This window comes from Streptomyces sp. NPDC092369 (assembly GCF_044755245.1).
GTDB lineage: Bacteria > Actinomycetota > Actinomycetes > Streptomycetales > Streptomycetaceae > Streptomyces.
In genome coordinates this window covers 823,395-837,388 of sequence record NZ_JBIVQP010000001.1, presented here as the reverse complement: position 1 = coordinate 837,388, position 13,994 = coordinate 823,395, and the positions used below count along the sequence as shown (strand labels likewise).

Sequence of the window (13,994 nt, the reverse complement as noted above, 5' to 3'; positions counted from 1 at the left end):
CCGAAGATGACACCTTGGTTGTCATGACAGCTGCTTCGGAACTGACCAATGCGGAACTGGGCAATGGGGAATTGGGCCACTCGGATCCGGGCCCTGCGGATCTGAGCCACTTCGCGTCCCCCGACGGCGACCTCGCCTACCGTGACAGCGGTGCCGGTGACCTCGTGGTCCTCGTCCACCCCGGATACGTCGACCACCGGATCTTCGACGACCAGATACCGGCGCTCGTCGCCGCCGGCCACCGGGTGATCGCCCCCGACGTACGCGGTCACGGCTTCTCCGCCAACGCGAGCAGGCCGTTCCGCTGGGCCGACGACCTCGGCGCGCTGCTGCGTCACCTGGACGCGGGCCCCGCCGTCCTGGTCGGCGCGTGCATGGGCGCGGCCGTCGCGACCGACACCGTGATCGAACACCCCGAACTGGTCCGTGCCGTGGTCGTCGCCGGCGGCGGCACCAGCGCCTTCGCGTACAGCGACCCGTGGACGACGGAGCGCGCGGCCGAGTCGCGCCGGCTGCTGGCCGCCGGTGACCTCGCCGGCTGGATCGAGGCCTTCGCCAAGAACATCTCCGGACCGCGCCGCTCCGTCGACGACATCGACCCGGAACTGGTGCGCCGGATGCGGGAGATGGCGGCGCACACCGTCGCCAAGCACACCGTCGGGGAGAAGGACTGGTACGTGCCGCTCGACGACCCCTGGAGCCGGGTCCCGGACATCGACGTGCCCGTCCTCGCCGTCCACGGCGCGCTCGACGCGGACGACGGCATCGCCATGGCCGAGAAGTTCGCGCGGACCGTCCCGGACGGCCGCTCCGTGACGATCGAGGACGCCGGGCACTTCCCCAACCTGGAGCGGCCCGACGCCTTCAACGCCGTACTGCTCGACTTCCTGCGGGGTCTGTGAGGCCTACGGCACCACCGTGACCGGCCACTTGCCCGCCTTCACCAGTCGCACGGCCACCGACCCCACGAACCGGTGGCCGGCCTGCTCCGAGGCGCCCACCACCACCGCGTCCGCCTTGAGTTCGTCGGCCGCCTTCGCCAGACCGCCGTAGGGGTCGCCGCGGAACGTGTGGAACTCCCAGCGCACGTCGAATATCCCCTTGGCCCGCTCGGTGGCGTCCCGGATCTCCGCGATCAGGTTCTCGGCGATCTCGTCCGTCGTCTCGGCGACCGGGGCGCCGAGCGCCGCGCCCGCCGCCATCACCGGCTGCACGTACACGATGGCCAGCAACGCGTGCTGGCGTCGGGCCAGGCCACCGGCGTAGGACGCGGCGCGGAGCGAGGAGTCGGAGCCGTCCACACCGACCACGATGACCTTGGGGCCGTCCGTGCCACGCTCGAACTGGTGCGAGTGCTGTTCCGTCACGGCGCAGAGGCTATCGGAAACCGCAGGTCCCGCCCCCGGCCGGGACGCCTCGACGGGCGCGGCGGGCAGGCTCTTCCTACAGTCGGAACCATGACTGCCACCGTGTCGGAACCATGACGGCCACCGTGGAGGCCGCGCCGCCCAAGGACAGCGGGGGCACAAACCGGCCTCCCGGCAGCGGTCCGCTGAGCAGAGTGCCCGAGGGTTTCGCGACCTTCTTCGGTGCCCTGGGCCTCCTGTGCGTCCTGCTGGCCTTCATCCCGGCGCTGCGCACCGCGCTGCGTCCGGTCGTCCGCTTCCTCGACCTGCTGATCGTCCCGGTCAGCGCCAACCTCGCCTACGCCGTCTTCCTCTTCCTGCTCGCAGCCGCGACCGCCGCCCGCAAGAAGGCCGCCTGGTGGCTGGTCGTCGTCTACCTGGGCCTGCTCGTCCTCACCGACGCCCTCGGTGTGGCGGTCGGCCTGTACTACGACTCCCTGCCGTCCCTGATCGTCTGCGGCCTCGCCCTGATCCTGCTGATCGTCGCCCGCAAGGAGTTCTACGCCGCCTCCCGCCGCGCCGCCGTCCGCCGCGCGCTGCTCGTCCTGGTCGTCGGCCTGGTCCTGGGCATCCTGGTCGGCTGGGGACTGGTCGAGCTGTTCCCGGGCACCCTGCCGCACGGCCAGCGCCTGGCCTGGGCCGCCAACCGGGTCTGCGGCGGCCTGGTCTCCGCCCGCTCCTTCGACGGCCGCCCGCCCCGCGCCCTGTACTTCCCGCTCGGCCTGTTCGGCGCGCTCGCGCTGCTCAGCGCCGCCGCCACCATGTTCCGTTCCCAGCGCATGGAAGCCGCCCTGCACGGCGACGAGGAGTCCCGCATCCGCGCCCTCCTCGCGGCCTACGGCGAGGGGGACTCCCTCGGCTACTTCGCCACCCGCCGCGACAAGGCCGTCGTCTTCTCGCCCAGCGGCAAGGCGGCCGTCACCTACCGCGTCGAGGCCGGCGTCTGCCTCGCCAGCGGCGACCCCGTCGGCGACCGGGAGGCCTGGCCGCACGCCCTCGCCGCCTGGCTGGACGTGGCCCGCAGACACGCCTGGGCGCCCGCCGCGATGGGCGCCTCCGAGGACGGCGCCAAGGCCTTCGCCCGCGCCGGACTCGGCGCGCTGCAACTCGGCGACGAGGCCATCCTGCACGTGGCCGACTTCGATCTGTCCGGCCGGGAGATGCGGGTCACCCGCCAAGCCGTCCACCGGGTCCGGCGTACCGGCGCGACCACCCGCGTCCGCCGCCACTGCGCCCTCACCGACCAGGAGATGGAGGAGATCGTCGACAAGGCCGACGCCTGGCGGGACACCGAGACCGAGCGCGGCTTCTCCATGGCCCTGGACCGCCTCGGCGACCCGGCCGACGGGGACTGCCTCCTCGTGGAAGCCCTCGGCGAGGACGGCCGGCTGCTCGCGCTGCTCTCCTTCGTGCCCTGGGGCAAGGACGGCGTCTCCCTCGACCTGATGCGCCGTGACCGCTCCGCGCCCAACGGGGTCATGGAGTTCATGGTCGCCGAACTGTGCGCAGCGGCACCCAAGTTGGGTGTCCGCCGGATCTCCCTCAACTTCGCCGTCTTCCGCTCGGTCTTCGAGGAGGGCGCCCGCATCGGCGCAGGGCCGGTGCTGCGCCTGTGGCGCCGACTGCTCCTGTTCTTCTCCCGGTGGTGGCAGCTGGAGGCCCTCTACCGCTCCAACGCCAAGTACCGCCCCGAGTGGTACCCCCGCTTCATCTGCTACGGCGACACCGCCTCCCTCGCCCGGATCGGCCTCGCCTCCGGAATCGCCGAAGGCTTCGTCTCCGTACCGTCGTTGCGCAAACTCTGGGGAAAGGGGCACCCGAAGGGGGCGCCCAGGCCCGCGACCACCGAGGGCCTGCCGTCGCCGGCGCTCGGCCTCGCCGGAGGGGACGAGGCCGGGCCCGGCGACCGGCACACCGGCCGGCCCGAACAGGTCCGCATCCGGCACCGCACACTCGACCGGCTGCGCGCCGACGGCACCGACCCCTACCCGGTCGGCATCCCGGCCCGTACCCACACCCTCGCCGAGGTCCGGCCGGGCGAGGAGGTCACCGTCGCGGGCCGGGTCATGCTGGTCCGCGACTTCGGCGGCATCGTCTTCGTCGGGCTGCGCGACTGGTCCGGCGACGGCCAACTCGCCCTCACCCGCGAGCAGTCCGGCGCCGAACTCGACCGTTTCACCGCCGACACGGACATCGGCGACCACATCACCGCCACCGGCCGCGCGGGCACCAGCGACCAGGGCGAGACCACCGTCTTCGTGACGTCCTGGCAGCTGATCGGCAAGTGCCTGCGCCCGCTGCCCGACAAACGCCGAGGCCTGACCGACCCAGAGGCCAAGGTCCGCATGCGCTACCTCGACCTGGTCTCCAGCCCCGCCGCCCGCGACGTGGTGCGTGCCCGCTCCACCGCCGTACAGGCCCTGCGCCAGGGCCTGTTGACGCGCGGCTACCTGGAGGTCGAGACGCCGATGCTCCAGCAGATCCACGGCGGCGCCAACGCCCGCCCCTTCACCACCCACATCAACGCCTACGACCTCGACCTCTACCTGCGCATCGCGCCCGAGCTCTACCTCAAGCGGCTGTGCGTCGGCGGCCTGGAGAAGGTCTTCGAGATGGGCCGCACCTTCCGTAACGAGGGCGTCTCCTACAAGCACAACCCCGAGTTCACGATGCTGGAGGCCTACCAGGCCTACGCCGACTACGACGTGATGCTCGACCTCGCCCGTGAGCTGATCCAGGGCGCCGCCACCGCCGCCTTCGGCTCGCCGATCGCGCGCAAGGGCGGCGAGGAGTACGACATCTCGGGCCCGTGGCCGGTCAAGACCGTGTACGGCGCGATCTCCGAGGCGCTGGGGGAGCCGGTCGACGCGGACACGGAACTGCGTGCGCTGCACCGGCTGTGCGACCGCGCGAAGGTGCCGTACACCGAGGAGAGCGGCCGCGGGGACGTCGTACTGGAGATGTACGAGCGGCTGGTGGAGGAGCGGACCGAGCTGCCGACCTTCTACAAGGACTTCCCGACCGACGTCTCGCCGCTGACCCGCCAGCACCGCGCCGATCCGCGGCTCGCCGAACGCTGGGACCTGGTCGCCTTCGGGACCGAACTCGGCACCGCCTACTCCGAGCTGACCGACCCCGTCGAGCAGCGCCGCCGACTCACCGCCCAGTCCCTCCTCGCCGCCGGCGGCGACCCCGAGGCGATGGAACTGGACGAGGACTTCCTCGACGCCCTCGAATACGCCATGCCGCCCACCGGCGGCCTCGGCATCGGCGTCGACCGACTGGTCATGTTCCTCACGGGCCTGACGATCCGTGAGACGCTCCCGTTCCCCCTGGTGCGCCGCCGCTGACCCGAATCACTGGGCCGTGTGGGTGCATTCCCGCCGCCGCGCCGGTGTTGCTGTGGTGCGTCGGCCTTCGGCCGGGCGACTCATGAGTCATGAAGAAGGATCAGTTGCTCACGCGGCGCGGGGCGTTGTTCGCCGGCGCAGCCGCTCTGGGGGCGGCCGGTACCGCCGGCGCGGTGCTGTGGGAGACCGGCGGCGGGCAGGCGAAGCCTCCCGCGCCCGCCGCGGGACCGCAGGCGAGCCGCCCGCTCAAGCCGTCCGCCTACCGGCTCCAGCCCCTGACCGGATACGGCCCGCCGCGCAGCACCGCCGGCCGGACCCTCGTACGGCACGAGCCCTTTCTGAAGATGTCCGGTCGCGGACGCACGATGGTGCTGACGTTCGACGACGGGCCCGACCCCCGCTACACCCCGCACATCCTGGACACCCTCGCCGAGTACGACGTGCGGGCCATGTTCTTCGTGTGCGGGGAGATGGCCGTCGACAACCAGGACCTGCTGGCCCGCATGGCCGACGAAGGGCATGTCGTCGGCAACCACACCTGGTCCCATCCGCTGCTGACCCGGTTGACCCGTAAGCAGATCCACTCCGAGATGGATCGCACCAGCGACGTGATCGAGGAGGCGTACGGGGAGCGGCCGCAGTGGTTCCGCGCGCCCTACGGCGCCTGGAACCGGGCCGCCTTCCAACTCGGCGCCGAGATGGGCATGGAGCCCCTCGCCTGGACGGTCGACACCCTCGACTGGACCACCCCGGGCACCCGCTCCATCGTCCACCGGGTGGAGGGCGGCGCCGCCCCCGGCGTCGTGGTGCTCTCGCACGACGCCGGGGGCGACCGCTCCCAGAGCGTCCGGGCCCTGCGCGACTATCTGCCGCAACTGCTGGATTCCGGCTATCACATGAGCGTGCCGAGACGGCGTACCGCGTAGAGCGCATGACGCCCGCCCGGTCGGGGAACGCTCAGCGGACCTCGACCAGGCGGGCGAACACGACCACGTTCCCGTCGTATCCGTGCTGCTTGGAGAAACCGCCCCCGCAGGTGATAACCCGCAATTCGGGGGTGCCCTTGGAACCGTAGACACGGTCGCCGGGGAAGTCGTTCTTCGCGAAGACCTCGATGCCGTAGATCTCGAAAACGGCCGTCTTCCCGTCCTTGCGCGCGACCTCTACTCGATTTCCCTTCTTCAGGGCTCCGAGTCCGTAGAACACGGCGGGGCCCTGTTTGTTGTCGACGTGGCCGACCACGACCGCCGTGCCCTTCTCGCCCGGCGACACCGCGCCGGTGAACCAGCCCGCCAGATTCGGATCCTCCGGCGGCGGCGCTCCGACCCAGCCGTCCGAGTCCAGGCCGACCGCCATCACGGGCGCGTCGACCTGGATCGACGGGATCCGCACCCGGTCGGGCATGGAGAACGCCAGCGGCTGGGCCTTGGCGAAGGTCCCGGGTACATGGCTGTCGGCCGCGGCCGCCGAGGCCGGCTGCGGCGGACCCACGTCGAACTCTCCCGAACCATTCCGAATGAGCGCGAGGCCGGTCAGCAGAACAAGCGCTATCACGCCCCAAGGAGCACGCTTCTTCGGCTGCGGCTCCTCCTCGTCGGCCAGCTCGAACGCAGACATCCGATTTCCCCTCTCGACGCGGCCGTCGCCACGTCATTCGCGCATACGAGAACGCTAAGTCCCGCGCGCGAAACCGGCGACGGGGGAGAAGCGAACGGGTGGCCGCCCGCTTCGCGCTCTCATTCCGTACTCCTTTGGTGCGCCATCCGAGTTGCCGTGCGCAGGAATTTTCTGACGGTCCGTGACCTGCGGTGATATCCGATTGTGCGGTTATCCCTCGGCGTGTCCTCTCACCAGGACGGACCAGCGCCGAAATGCGGCTTCGCGCAAGGCAACTGAGGGTCAGTCTGGGAGGCGCTTTCTCGCCGATCCACCGGGGAACAGGTCCCGGGGCGTCTTCCGCGGAGGATCACATGCGTACCACTCGTGCCCTGGCGGCCTCGGCCGTCGCGGTCGCCGCACTCGGACTCGCCGCTCCGGCGGCCGTCGCGCGCGACGGAATGAACCTGAGTCCCAGCAACATCGTCGCGTTGCCCAGCGTCATCGCCCGGGGCGGGCAGCTGACCCTGACCGTCGACAACTGCAATGGTCCGGCCACCGCGACCTCGGACGCGTTCCCGGCGACCACCCTCACGGGCACCAGCAGCCTGATGCGGGGCACCGCCACGGTCAACCGGAACGTGCGCACGGGCTCGCACAGCATCACGGTCACCTGCCAGAACGGGTCCGTGGTCAACCCGGCCGCCTTCACCGTCATCGGCGGTGTCCGCGGCGGTCTCGGCGGCAGCAGCACCAGCGGGGCGACGCCGACCGACATGGCGATCGGCGGCGGTCTCGTGGCCGCGGCCGCCGTCGGCAGCGCACTGTTCTGGATGCGCAGGCGGTCCGAGAAGCGCATCTGACCTCACCCCCTTCGGAGGACGGATCGCACGCACCACAGGCCTTCGCCCCGGATCCCTGGTCAGGATCCGGGGCGAAGGCCTGTGCGGGTGAGGCGCGGGGGTCAGCCGCCGTCCTCCCCGGTGCGGCGGCGCGAGAAGTGGTACGCCGCACCGACCGAGCCCACGATGAGCGCGGCACCCATGCCGAGCTCCTTGACGTCGAACCCGGCGATGCTGCCGCCCTCACCGGCGTGCACGCCCCGGTAGGGATTGAGCGGCACCGGTGTCGGGTTGACGGGGCGTCCGCCGGCGATGGTCAGATCCGTCGAGCCGCTCGCGCCGTCACACGCGAACGTCACCTGGTACAGCGCGCCCGGTTTGGCGTCCCAGTCGACCATCGCCGTCGCCGACGACTGGCCGGGGCGGATCCGCACCGTGTCGAAGACGGCCGACGTGACCGTCGCCGTGCCCCGGCAGCCGCCGTCACGGTTCAGCTGGAGCGTGACCTGACCGCCCGCCGCGATGGTCGAGGGCAGGACGCTGAAGCCGAACGGCGTGATGTTGCCTTCGCCGCTCGCGACGGCGGCGGGTGCTGAAAGGGCGAGGGCGCTGATGCCCAGCAGTGCGGCCGAAGCGACGCGTATCGCGCGCATGGTGGTTCCTCCGGTCCCCGAGGAGCAGCAGCGGACCTGTTCCGCTTGCGCCTGAAATGCACCTCGATGATCGAAACGCTAGGAACATGTGTACGTGTGCGCGATCGCAGTCGTGCGAATGGGGCAACCGTGTGGGCCGCTCAGGGGAACGGGGTTTGAAGGGCCGTCAGCCCCCGACGTGGGGGAAGAGCCGCAGGAAGGGTTCCGCCGACGCCGTGATGCCCCGGCTGTAGGGCGAGTCGAAGTCCCAGATGAGGAACAGCAGGAAGGCGATCAGGGCGGAGAACAGCCCGGCCAGGATCAGTTCGCGGGCGGTGCGCCGGATCTGCAGGGCGAAGACCATCCCGATGGTGACCACGGCTCCGGTCAGCAGTCCGAACCACACCACGCCCGGCATGGTCGCCCCCATGGCGTCCGCCCGTGCGTTGCGGGCCTGGTCGGCCGCCATGACCTGGTCGACGAGGGGCTGGTAGGCCTGCGCCTGGAAGTCCGTCGTCGGCTGGTAGTCGGTGACGTCCACGCGGATCCGCTCCAGGAGGTCGGTGCCCTTCCGGGTGACCTCGCCGTGGTCGGCCATCGACTTCCACTCGGTGTTGACGACCTGTCCGACGTAAGCGTTGACGTCGTCCCGGATGCGGTCCCGGACGTCGGGCGGATAGACCCGGACCCGTTCGGAGATCTCGTGCAGTGCGACGGCCTCGGCCTGCACGTGGTCCTGGGCGGCGCTGCGGGCCTCCCACACCCCGGCGATGGCCAGGCCCAGGACGATGGCGTACACCACGCCGATCCACATCGTCATGTACTCGATGACGTCCGGGGTCTCACTGATGTCCTCGTCTTCGGACGCCGTGCGGTGCCGCAGGAAGGTGATGATGACCACCACGACGCATGCGGCCAGCATCGCGAGAGTGAGAACAAGCCATTCCGGCAAGAGGTGCCTCCAGGAATCAGCGGGGCCGCAGCGCGGCGACGGCGATCACGGCGGGAGTCGTGATCAGCAGGACGAAAGTGAGCGGGGACGGACTGTCGTGGGTCGGCCGCTTGGGGGCCGGCGCACGGTATTTCGGGTAACTCACCGGACTGGCGCTCGGGCCGGGGGCGGGCTTGGCCGAGGGCTTCGGTGGCGGGGTTGGCGTGGGCTTCGGAGGGGGCGGGGGAGTCGGGGCCGGGGGGCGCGGTGCCGGCCGGGCGGCGGGTGGCGGGGCCGGAGCCGGGGGTGGTGGTGTGGGCGTCGGCTTCGGGGTGGGTTTCGGTTTCGGGGGCGGCGGCTTGGGTGTGGGCTTGGGCGGCGGTGGTTTCGGCGGGGGGCTGGGCGTCGGGGTCGGCGTGGGTTCGGGGCAGGGCGGAGGCGGAGGCGGCTTGGGACAGCCCGGGGGAGTCGGCCAGTCGAGGCTTCCGGCGACCGCCACCGCCTCCGTGCCGTCCGGGCCGGTCGAGGCGTACGCGCACGCGTCGGCCACCGCCACGCCCGCCGGTGCCCCCATCAGCAGCCAGGCCAGCGTCACCGGGGCCAACAGCCGGGCGGTGAGGCCGATTCGGGTCGGTTCGGGTCGATGCACGACGGAGATCATGAGCCCTCGCGGGCCCGCGCACGCGGTGGCGCAGAAGGATTGGCCCGAACGGGGGAAGTAGTGGGTCCGGGGGTTTGATCAGGACTCGCTCACGTCTCCGTCAATGCGTACGTATGCGCGAGAAACGGGACGAGTCGCACAGGTCGGTACGCCTGTGTCACAGGTTCCGGAAAGAAATCTGCGGGGCGGTTGAACACAACCGCAGGCCCCATGCGTACTCAGGGCCGTGCGGCGGCGCAGCAGGGCGCTGCGATAAGCCTTGGGATTATGGGGAGTTGAAGATGAAGACCTCCTGGCGGAGCGCCTCACTCGTGGCAAGCGCTGCGGCTGTACTGGCGCTGACGACGGCGTGCGGTCAGGACGGTGGCACGTCCTCGGTGGGCAGTCAGAACGTGGGAGCCACGGCTCCCGCGGGCGGTTACGGAAGCGTCCCGGCGGCCGGCGCCAGCCCCAGCAATGGCTACGGCGCCGACGGTCAGAACCTGGGCACCCAGACGACCCCCGCGGGCAAGCTCGCCGTCGCCGAGGACGCGGAGCTGGGCAAGGTGCTCACCGATGGCTCCGGCCTCACCCTCTACCGGTTCGACGACGACACCGCCGAGCCGCCCAAGTCGAGTTGCGACGGCGACTGCGCCACCGCCTGGCCGCCCGTGCCCGCGGACGACGCCACGGCCGGCGCCGGTATCGACAAGGCCCTGCTCGGCGAGGTCACCCGGACCGACGGCAGCAAGCAGCTGACCATCGGCGGCTGGCCGGCGTACCGCTACGCGAAGGACACCAAGGCCGGCGACATCACCGGTCAGGGCGTGGGCAAGAAGTGGTTCGCGCTGGCCCCCGACGGCAAGAAGGCCACCCTCGCGAGCCTGCCCGGTCTCTCCGTGCGCAAGGACCCCAAGCTCGGCGACATCGTCGTCGACAAGAACGGTCACACGGTCTACCGCTTCCTGAAGGACGTGGCCTGGCCCGACCCGATCTCGAACTGCACGGGCGCCTGCCTCGACAAGTGGCCGGTCGTCGCCCCGGTCGAGGCCAACGACACCAAGGGCCTCAAGAAGAGCGGCCTGATGGCCATCACGCGGCCCGACGGCATCAAGCAGATGACCATCGACTGCTGGCCGTCGTACACCTTCGCCGGTGACGAGGCTCCCGGTGACACCAACGGTCAGGGCGTCGGCGGTACTTGGTACGTCATGGCACCTGACGGAAAGCCGATCGGCGCGCCGAAGAAGTAGGGATCACCTCCCCAGGGCTGATCGCACCGGACAGCGCACGATCGAATGGTCCGCCCCCTCCGCACCGCACGGAGGGGGCGGACCGCTTTTGTGTTCCGGTTTTATGTTCCGGCGGGCATCTTTTGCTCTCGCGAGGGCGTCGAGTTGCCCTTTTTGATCGGGCGATTACGGCATGTGCCGCAGGCAGTGACCGGGAACGGACGGTCAATTTCCGTTTGGGCTCGCCCCGTTGGCAGGCGATCAGTAGCCTCAGCTCGAACACCGGATCGCCTACGCCTTGGAGAGATAGATGGAGCGTCCCGCCTGGGCCCCCCGGAGCATCGACATCTCGGTGCCCAGCGTTTCGCGCATCTACGACTACTACCTCGGTGGTTCGCACAATTTCGAGGTCGACCGGGAAGCGGCCCGCAAGGCGATGGACTTCATGCCGGGACTGCCCAAGATCATGCAGGCGAACCGGGCGTTCATGCGCCGCGCGGTGCGGTTCGCCGTCGACGAGGGCATCACCCAGTTCCTGGACATCGGCTCCGGCATCCCGACCTTCGGCAACGTCCACGAGGTCGCCCAGTCGGCCCGGCCCGGCGCACACGTCGTCTACGTCGACCACGACCCGGTGGCCGTCGCGCACAGCCAGGCGGTCCTTGCCGGCAACGAGGACGCCGACGTCGTCGCCGCCGACCTCCGCAAGCCCCAGGAGATCCTCGCCAGTGCCGAGGTGCAGCGGCTGATCGACGCGAACCGGCCGGTGGCCCTGCTCCTCGTTGCCATACTGCACTTCGTGGAGGACGAGGACGGCCCGTACGAAGCGGTGGCCCAGCTGCGCGACGCGCTCGCGCCCGGCAGCCTGCTGATCCTCACCCATGCCTCGTACGAGGGAATCCCGCTCCCCCCGGAGCGGGCCGCGGGCACGGTGGACGTGTACAAGGACATTCGCAACCCGCTGATCATGCGCTCGCGCGAGGAGATCGCGCGGTTCTTCGAGGGGTACGACATGGTGGAACCGGGACTGGTGCCGATGCCGCACTGGCGGCCGGAGACGGCACTGGAGGACGAGGATCCCTACGCGTTCTCCGGGTTCGCCGGCGTGGGGCGCACGGCGTGAGCGCGGAGCCGGACGGGCCGGAGGACAGACTGCGCCGGTTCGCGACGATCTGGAGCCGGGCGGTGTTCCCGGTGACCTCGACGTCGCTGACCCGGCCGGAGTTCGAGGAGCAACTCCTGCCGCTGGCCCGGCGGTTGAGCCAGGCCCTGCACACCCGGACGCTCGACGCGGACGAGGGCAGAGCGGTCGGCGCCGCCCTCGTCGCCGCGCACTGCACCGACCCCGAGGCGCTCAGCCGCTCGCTGGACTGTGTGCACGCCTATCTGGTGCTGTACTGCGGCGAGGACGGCGACCAGGAGGACCTGCGGGCCCGCGCCGCACGACTGCAGCACGCCATGGCCGCCGGGTACGCCCAGGCGCTGCGCGAGCGCACCCTGGCCGAGCAGGAGGCGATCTCCGCGGCCGCGCTCAAGGCGCAGGGCGTGGTCGCCCAGGCGCTGCACGCGAGCGAGGCCCGCTTCCGGGCCGTCTTCGAGGGCGCGGCCATAGGAATCGGCATCGCCGACCTCGAAGGCAACATCCTGCAAGTGAACGGCGCCCTGCTGCGCATGTTCGGACTCACCGACCAGATGCTCCGCGGCCGCCGGGTCCAGGAGTGGACCCATCCCGAGGACGCACCCCAGACCTGGACGCTCTACGACGAGCTGGTCCGCGGCGAGCGCGAGCACTACCACGTGGAGAAAGCCTTCTCCCGGCCCGACGGAACGGCCCTGTGGACCAATCTGACGGTCTCCCTGCTGCGTGACGCGGACGGCAGCCCGCAGTACCAGCTCGCCCTCATGGAGGACACCACCGAGCGCCGGCTGCTCAACCTCCGGCTGCGCTACGAGGCCACGCACGACGCGCTGACCGGACTGCCCAACCGGACCTTCTTCTTCGAGCGGCTCGAGAAGGCACTGGGCGCCGGAGCGGGCCAGCGCTTCGGCCTGTGCTACCTCGACCTCGACGGCTTCAAGGCCATCAACGACAGCCTCGGCCACGCGGCCGGCGACCGGCTGCTCGTCGAGGTCGCCGACCGGCTGCAGGCGTGCGCGACCGCGCCCGGCGAGATGGTCGCCCGGCTCGGCGGCGACGAGTTCGTGGCCCTGACCACCGGGACCGGCACCGAGCGCGAGGTCGACGAACTCGCCGACCGCATCATGAACGCCCTGGTCACGCCGATCAGCGTGGACGGCAGGGATCTCGTGGTGCGCGGCAGCATCGGCATCGTCGAGGGCCCGGCGGGCGAGCGCACCCCCGCCGAGGTGCTGCGCAGCGCCGACATCACGATGTACCGGGCCAAGTCCGCGGGCGGCAACCGCTACGAGCTCGCCGACGAGGAGGCCGACGCCCGCGCCATCACCCGGCACGGGCTCACCACGGCGCTGCCCACCGCCCTGGAGCGCGGCGAGTTCTTCATCGAGTACCAGCCCCTGGTCCACCTCGGCGACGGCAGCGTCCGCGGTGCCGAGGCCCTGGTGCGCTGGCTGCATCCGCAGCACGGCGTCCTCGGCCCGGACCGCTTCATCCCGCTGGCCGAACACACCGGCCTGATCGTCCCGTTGGGCCGCTGGGTCCTCGAACAGTCCGTTCGCCAGGCGCGCGAGTGGCGCGAGCGGTACGACGACGCGGGTCCGATGCGCATCAACGTGAACCTCTCGCCCTGCCAGCTCACCCACCCCGGTCTGGTCCAGGACACCGTCGACATCCTGGAGCGCACCGGCGTCCAGCCGGACGCCCTCTGCCTGGAGGTCACCGAGTCCGCGCTCATCGGCGCCGACGACGACCTCCTCAAACCGCTGCGCCGGCTCGCCGAGATGGGCGTCGACATCGCCCTGGACGACTTCGGCACCGGCTACTCCAACCTCGCCAACCTCCGCCGCCTGCCGGTGAGCATCCTCAAACTGGACCGCTCCTTCACCCAGAGCATGCAGCAGTTCCCGGCCGACCCCGTGGACCTCAAGATCGTCGAAGGGATCGTCGCCCTCGCCCACAGCCTGGACCTGGCGGTCACGGTCGAGGGCGTGGAGACCGGCGCGCAGGCCGAACAGCTCCGCATACTGGGCTGCGACACGGCCCAGGGCTGGTACTACGCCCGCCCGGGCCCGCCGGAGCGGTTGCACGAACTGGCGTTGGTGGACGCGACGGGCTGAGCCGCCCGGACGCACAGGGCGTGGGGGGGGGGGGGGGGCCCCCCCCCCCCCCCCCCCCGGCGGGGGCCCCCCCCCCCCCCCCCCCCCCCCCCCCCCAAGGTGGGTAAGTT

12 protein-coding genes are annotated in these 13,994 nt (G+C 71.0%); 7 read left to right on the top strand and 5 right to left on the bottom strand.

Features of this window, described 5'->3' with window-relative positions; genetic code table 11:
* Positions 1 to 23 precede the first annotated feature (23 nt).
* Complete coding sequence (locus ACIQI8_RS03735; protein WP_402344515.1) at positions 24 to 902, top strand: alpha/beta fold hydrolase; 879 nt, start codon at positions 24 to 26, stop codon at positions 900 to 902.
* 3 nt (positions 903 to 905) lie between these two features.
* Here the strand turns inward: ACIQI8_RS03735 and ACIQI8_RS03730 are convergent, their stop codons facing one another.
* Positions 906 to 1,367 (bottom strand): universal stress protein, encoded by a 462-nt coding sequence (locus ACIQI8_RS03730; RefSeq protein ID WP_401711504.1) that lies wholly within the window; start codon positions 1,365 to 1,367, stop codon positions 906 to 908.
* Between the two features lie 113 nt (positions 1,368 to 1,480).
* Between ACIQI8_RS03730 and lysX the strand changes: the two genes are divergently transcribed.
* Both lysX and ACIQI8_RS03720 read left to right on the top strand, forming a co-directional pair.
* Positions 1,481 to 4,756 (top strand): bifunctional lysylphosphatidylglycerol synthetase/lysine--tRNA ligase LysX, encoded by a 3,276-nt coding sequence (gene lysX, locus ACIQI8_RS03725; protein WP_402344511.1) that lies wholly within the window; start codon positions 1,481 to 1,483, stop codon positions 4,754 to 4,756.
* 89 nt (positions 4,757 to 4,845) lie between these two features.
* Positions 4,846 to 5,682, top strand: coding sequence for a polysaccharide deacetylase family protein (locus tag ACIQI8_RS03720; RefSeq protein ID WP_402344508.1), 837 nt, complete (start codon positions 4,846 to 4,848; stop codon positions 5,680 to 5,682).
* Positions 5,683 to 5,713: 31 nt separating this feature from the next.
* Here the strand turns inward: ACIQI8_RS03720 and ACIQI8_RS03715 are convergent, their stop codons facing one another.
* Positions 5,714 to 6,373, bottom strand: a complete 660-nt coding sequence (locus tag ACIQI8_RS03715; protein ID WP_123996531.1) for a class F sortase — start codon at positions 6,371 to 6,373, stop codon at positions 5,714 to 5,716.
* Between the two features lie 353 nt (positions 6,374 to 6,726).
* Between ACIQI8_RS03715 and ACIQI8_RS03710 the strand changes: the two genes are divergently transcribed.
* On the top strand, positions 6,727 to 7,215 hold the full coding sequence (locus tag ACIQI8_RS03710; protein WP_402344505.1) for a hypothetical protein: 489 nt from the start codon (positions 6,727 to 6,729) through the stop codon (positions 7,213 to 7,215).
* A gap of 101 nt (positions 7,216 to 7,316) precedes the next feature.
* Here the strand turns inward: ACIQI8_RS03710 and ACIQI8_RS03705 are convergent, their stop codons facing one another.
* From ACIQI8_RS03705 to ACIQI8_RS03695, 3 genes are all read right to left on the bottom strand, one after another.
* Positions 7,317 to 7,847 (bottom strand): hypothetical protein, encoded by a 531-nt coding sequence (locus ACIQI8_RS03705; protein WP_402344502.1) that lies wholly within the window; start codon positions 7,845 to 7,847, stop codon positions 7,317 to 7,319.
* Between the two features lie 166 nt (positions 7,848 to 8,013).
* The gene (locus tag ACIQI8_RS03700) at positions 8,014 to 8,748 is read right to left on the bottom strand and encodes a DUF4239 domain-containing protein (protein WP_402344499.1); all 735 of its coding nucleotides are present in this window, start codon (positions 8,746 to 8,748) and stop codon (positions 8,014 to 8,016) included.
* Between the two features lie 46 nt (positions 8,749 to 8,794).
* On the bottom strand, positions 8,795 to 9,406 hold the full coding sequence (locus ACIQI8_RS03695; RefSeq protein WP_402344496.1) for a hypothetical protein: 612 nt from the start codon (positions 9,404 to 9,406) through the stop codon (positions 8,795 to 8,797).
* A 293-nt stretch (positions 9,407 to 9,699) separates the two neighbouring features.
* Between ACIQI8_RS03695 and ACIQI8_RS03690 the strand changes: the two genes are divergently transcribed.
* From ACIQI8_RS03690 to ACIQI8_RS03680, 3 genes are all read left to right on the top strand, one after another.
* Positions 9,700 to 10,650: an SCO0930 family lipoprotein gene (locus tag ACIQI8_RS03690; protein ID WP_402344493.1), complete on the top strand. Its 951-nt coding sequence runs from the start codon at positions 9,700 to 9,702 to the stop codon at positions 10,648 to 10,650.
* 289 nt (positions 10,651 to 10,939) lie between these two features.
* Positions 10,940 to 11,752 (top strand): SAM-dependent methyltransferase, encoded by an 813-nt coding sequence (locus ACIQI8_RS03685; protein ID WP_402344490.1) that lies wholly within the window; start codon positions 10,940 to 10,942, stop codon positions 11,750 to 11,752.
* Positions 11,749 to 13,884, top strand: coding sequence for a putative bifunctional diguanylate cyclase/phosphodiesterase (locus ACIQI8_RS03680; RefSeq protein WP_402344487.1), 2,136 nt, complete (start codon positions 11,749 to 11,751; stop codon positions 13,882 to 13,884). Before ACIQI8_RS03685 ends, ACIQI8_RS03680 begins: the two co-directional genes overlap by 4 nt.
* Positions 13,885 to 13,994 lie beyond the last annotated feature (110 nt).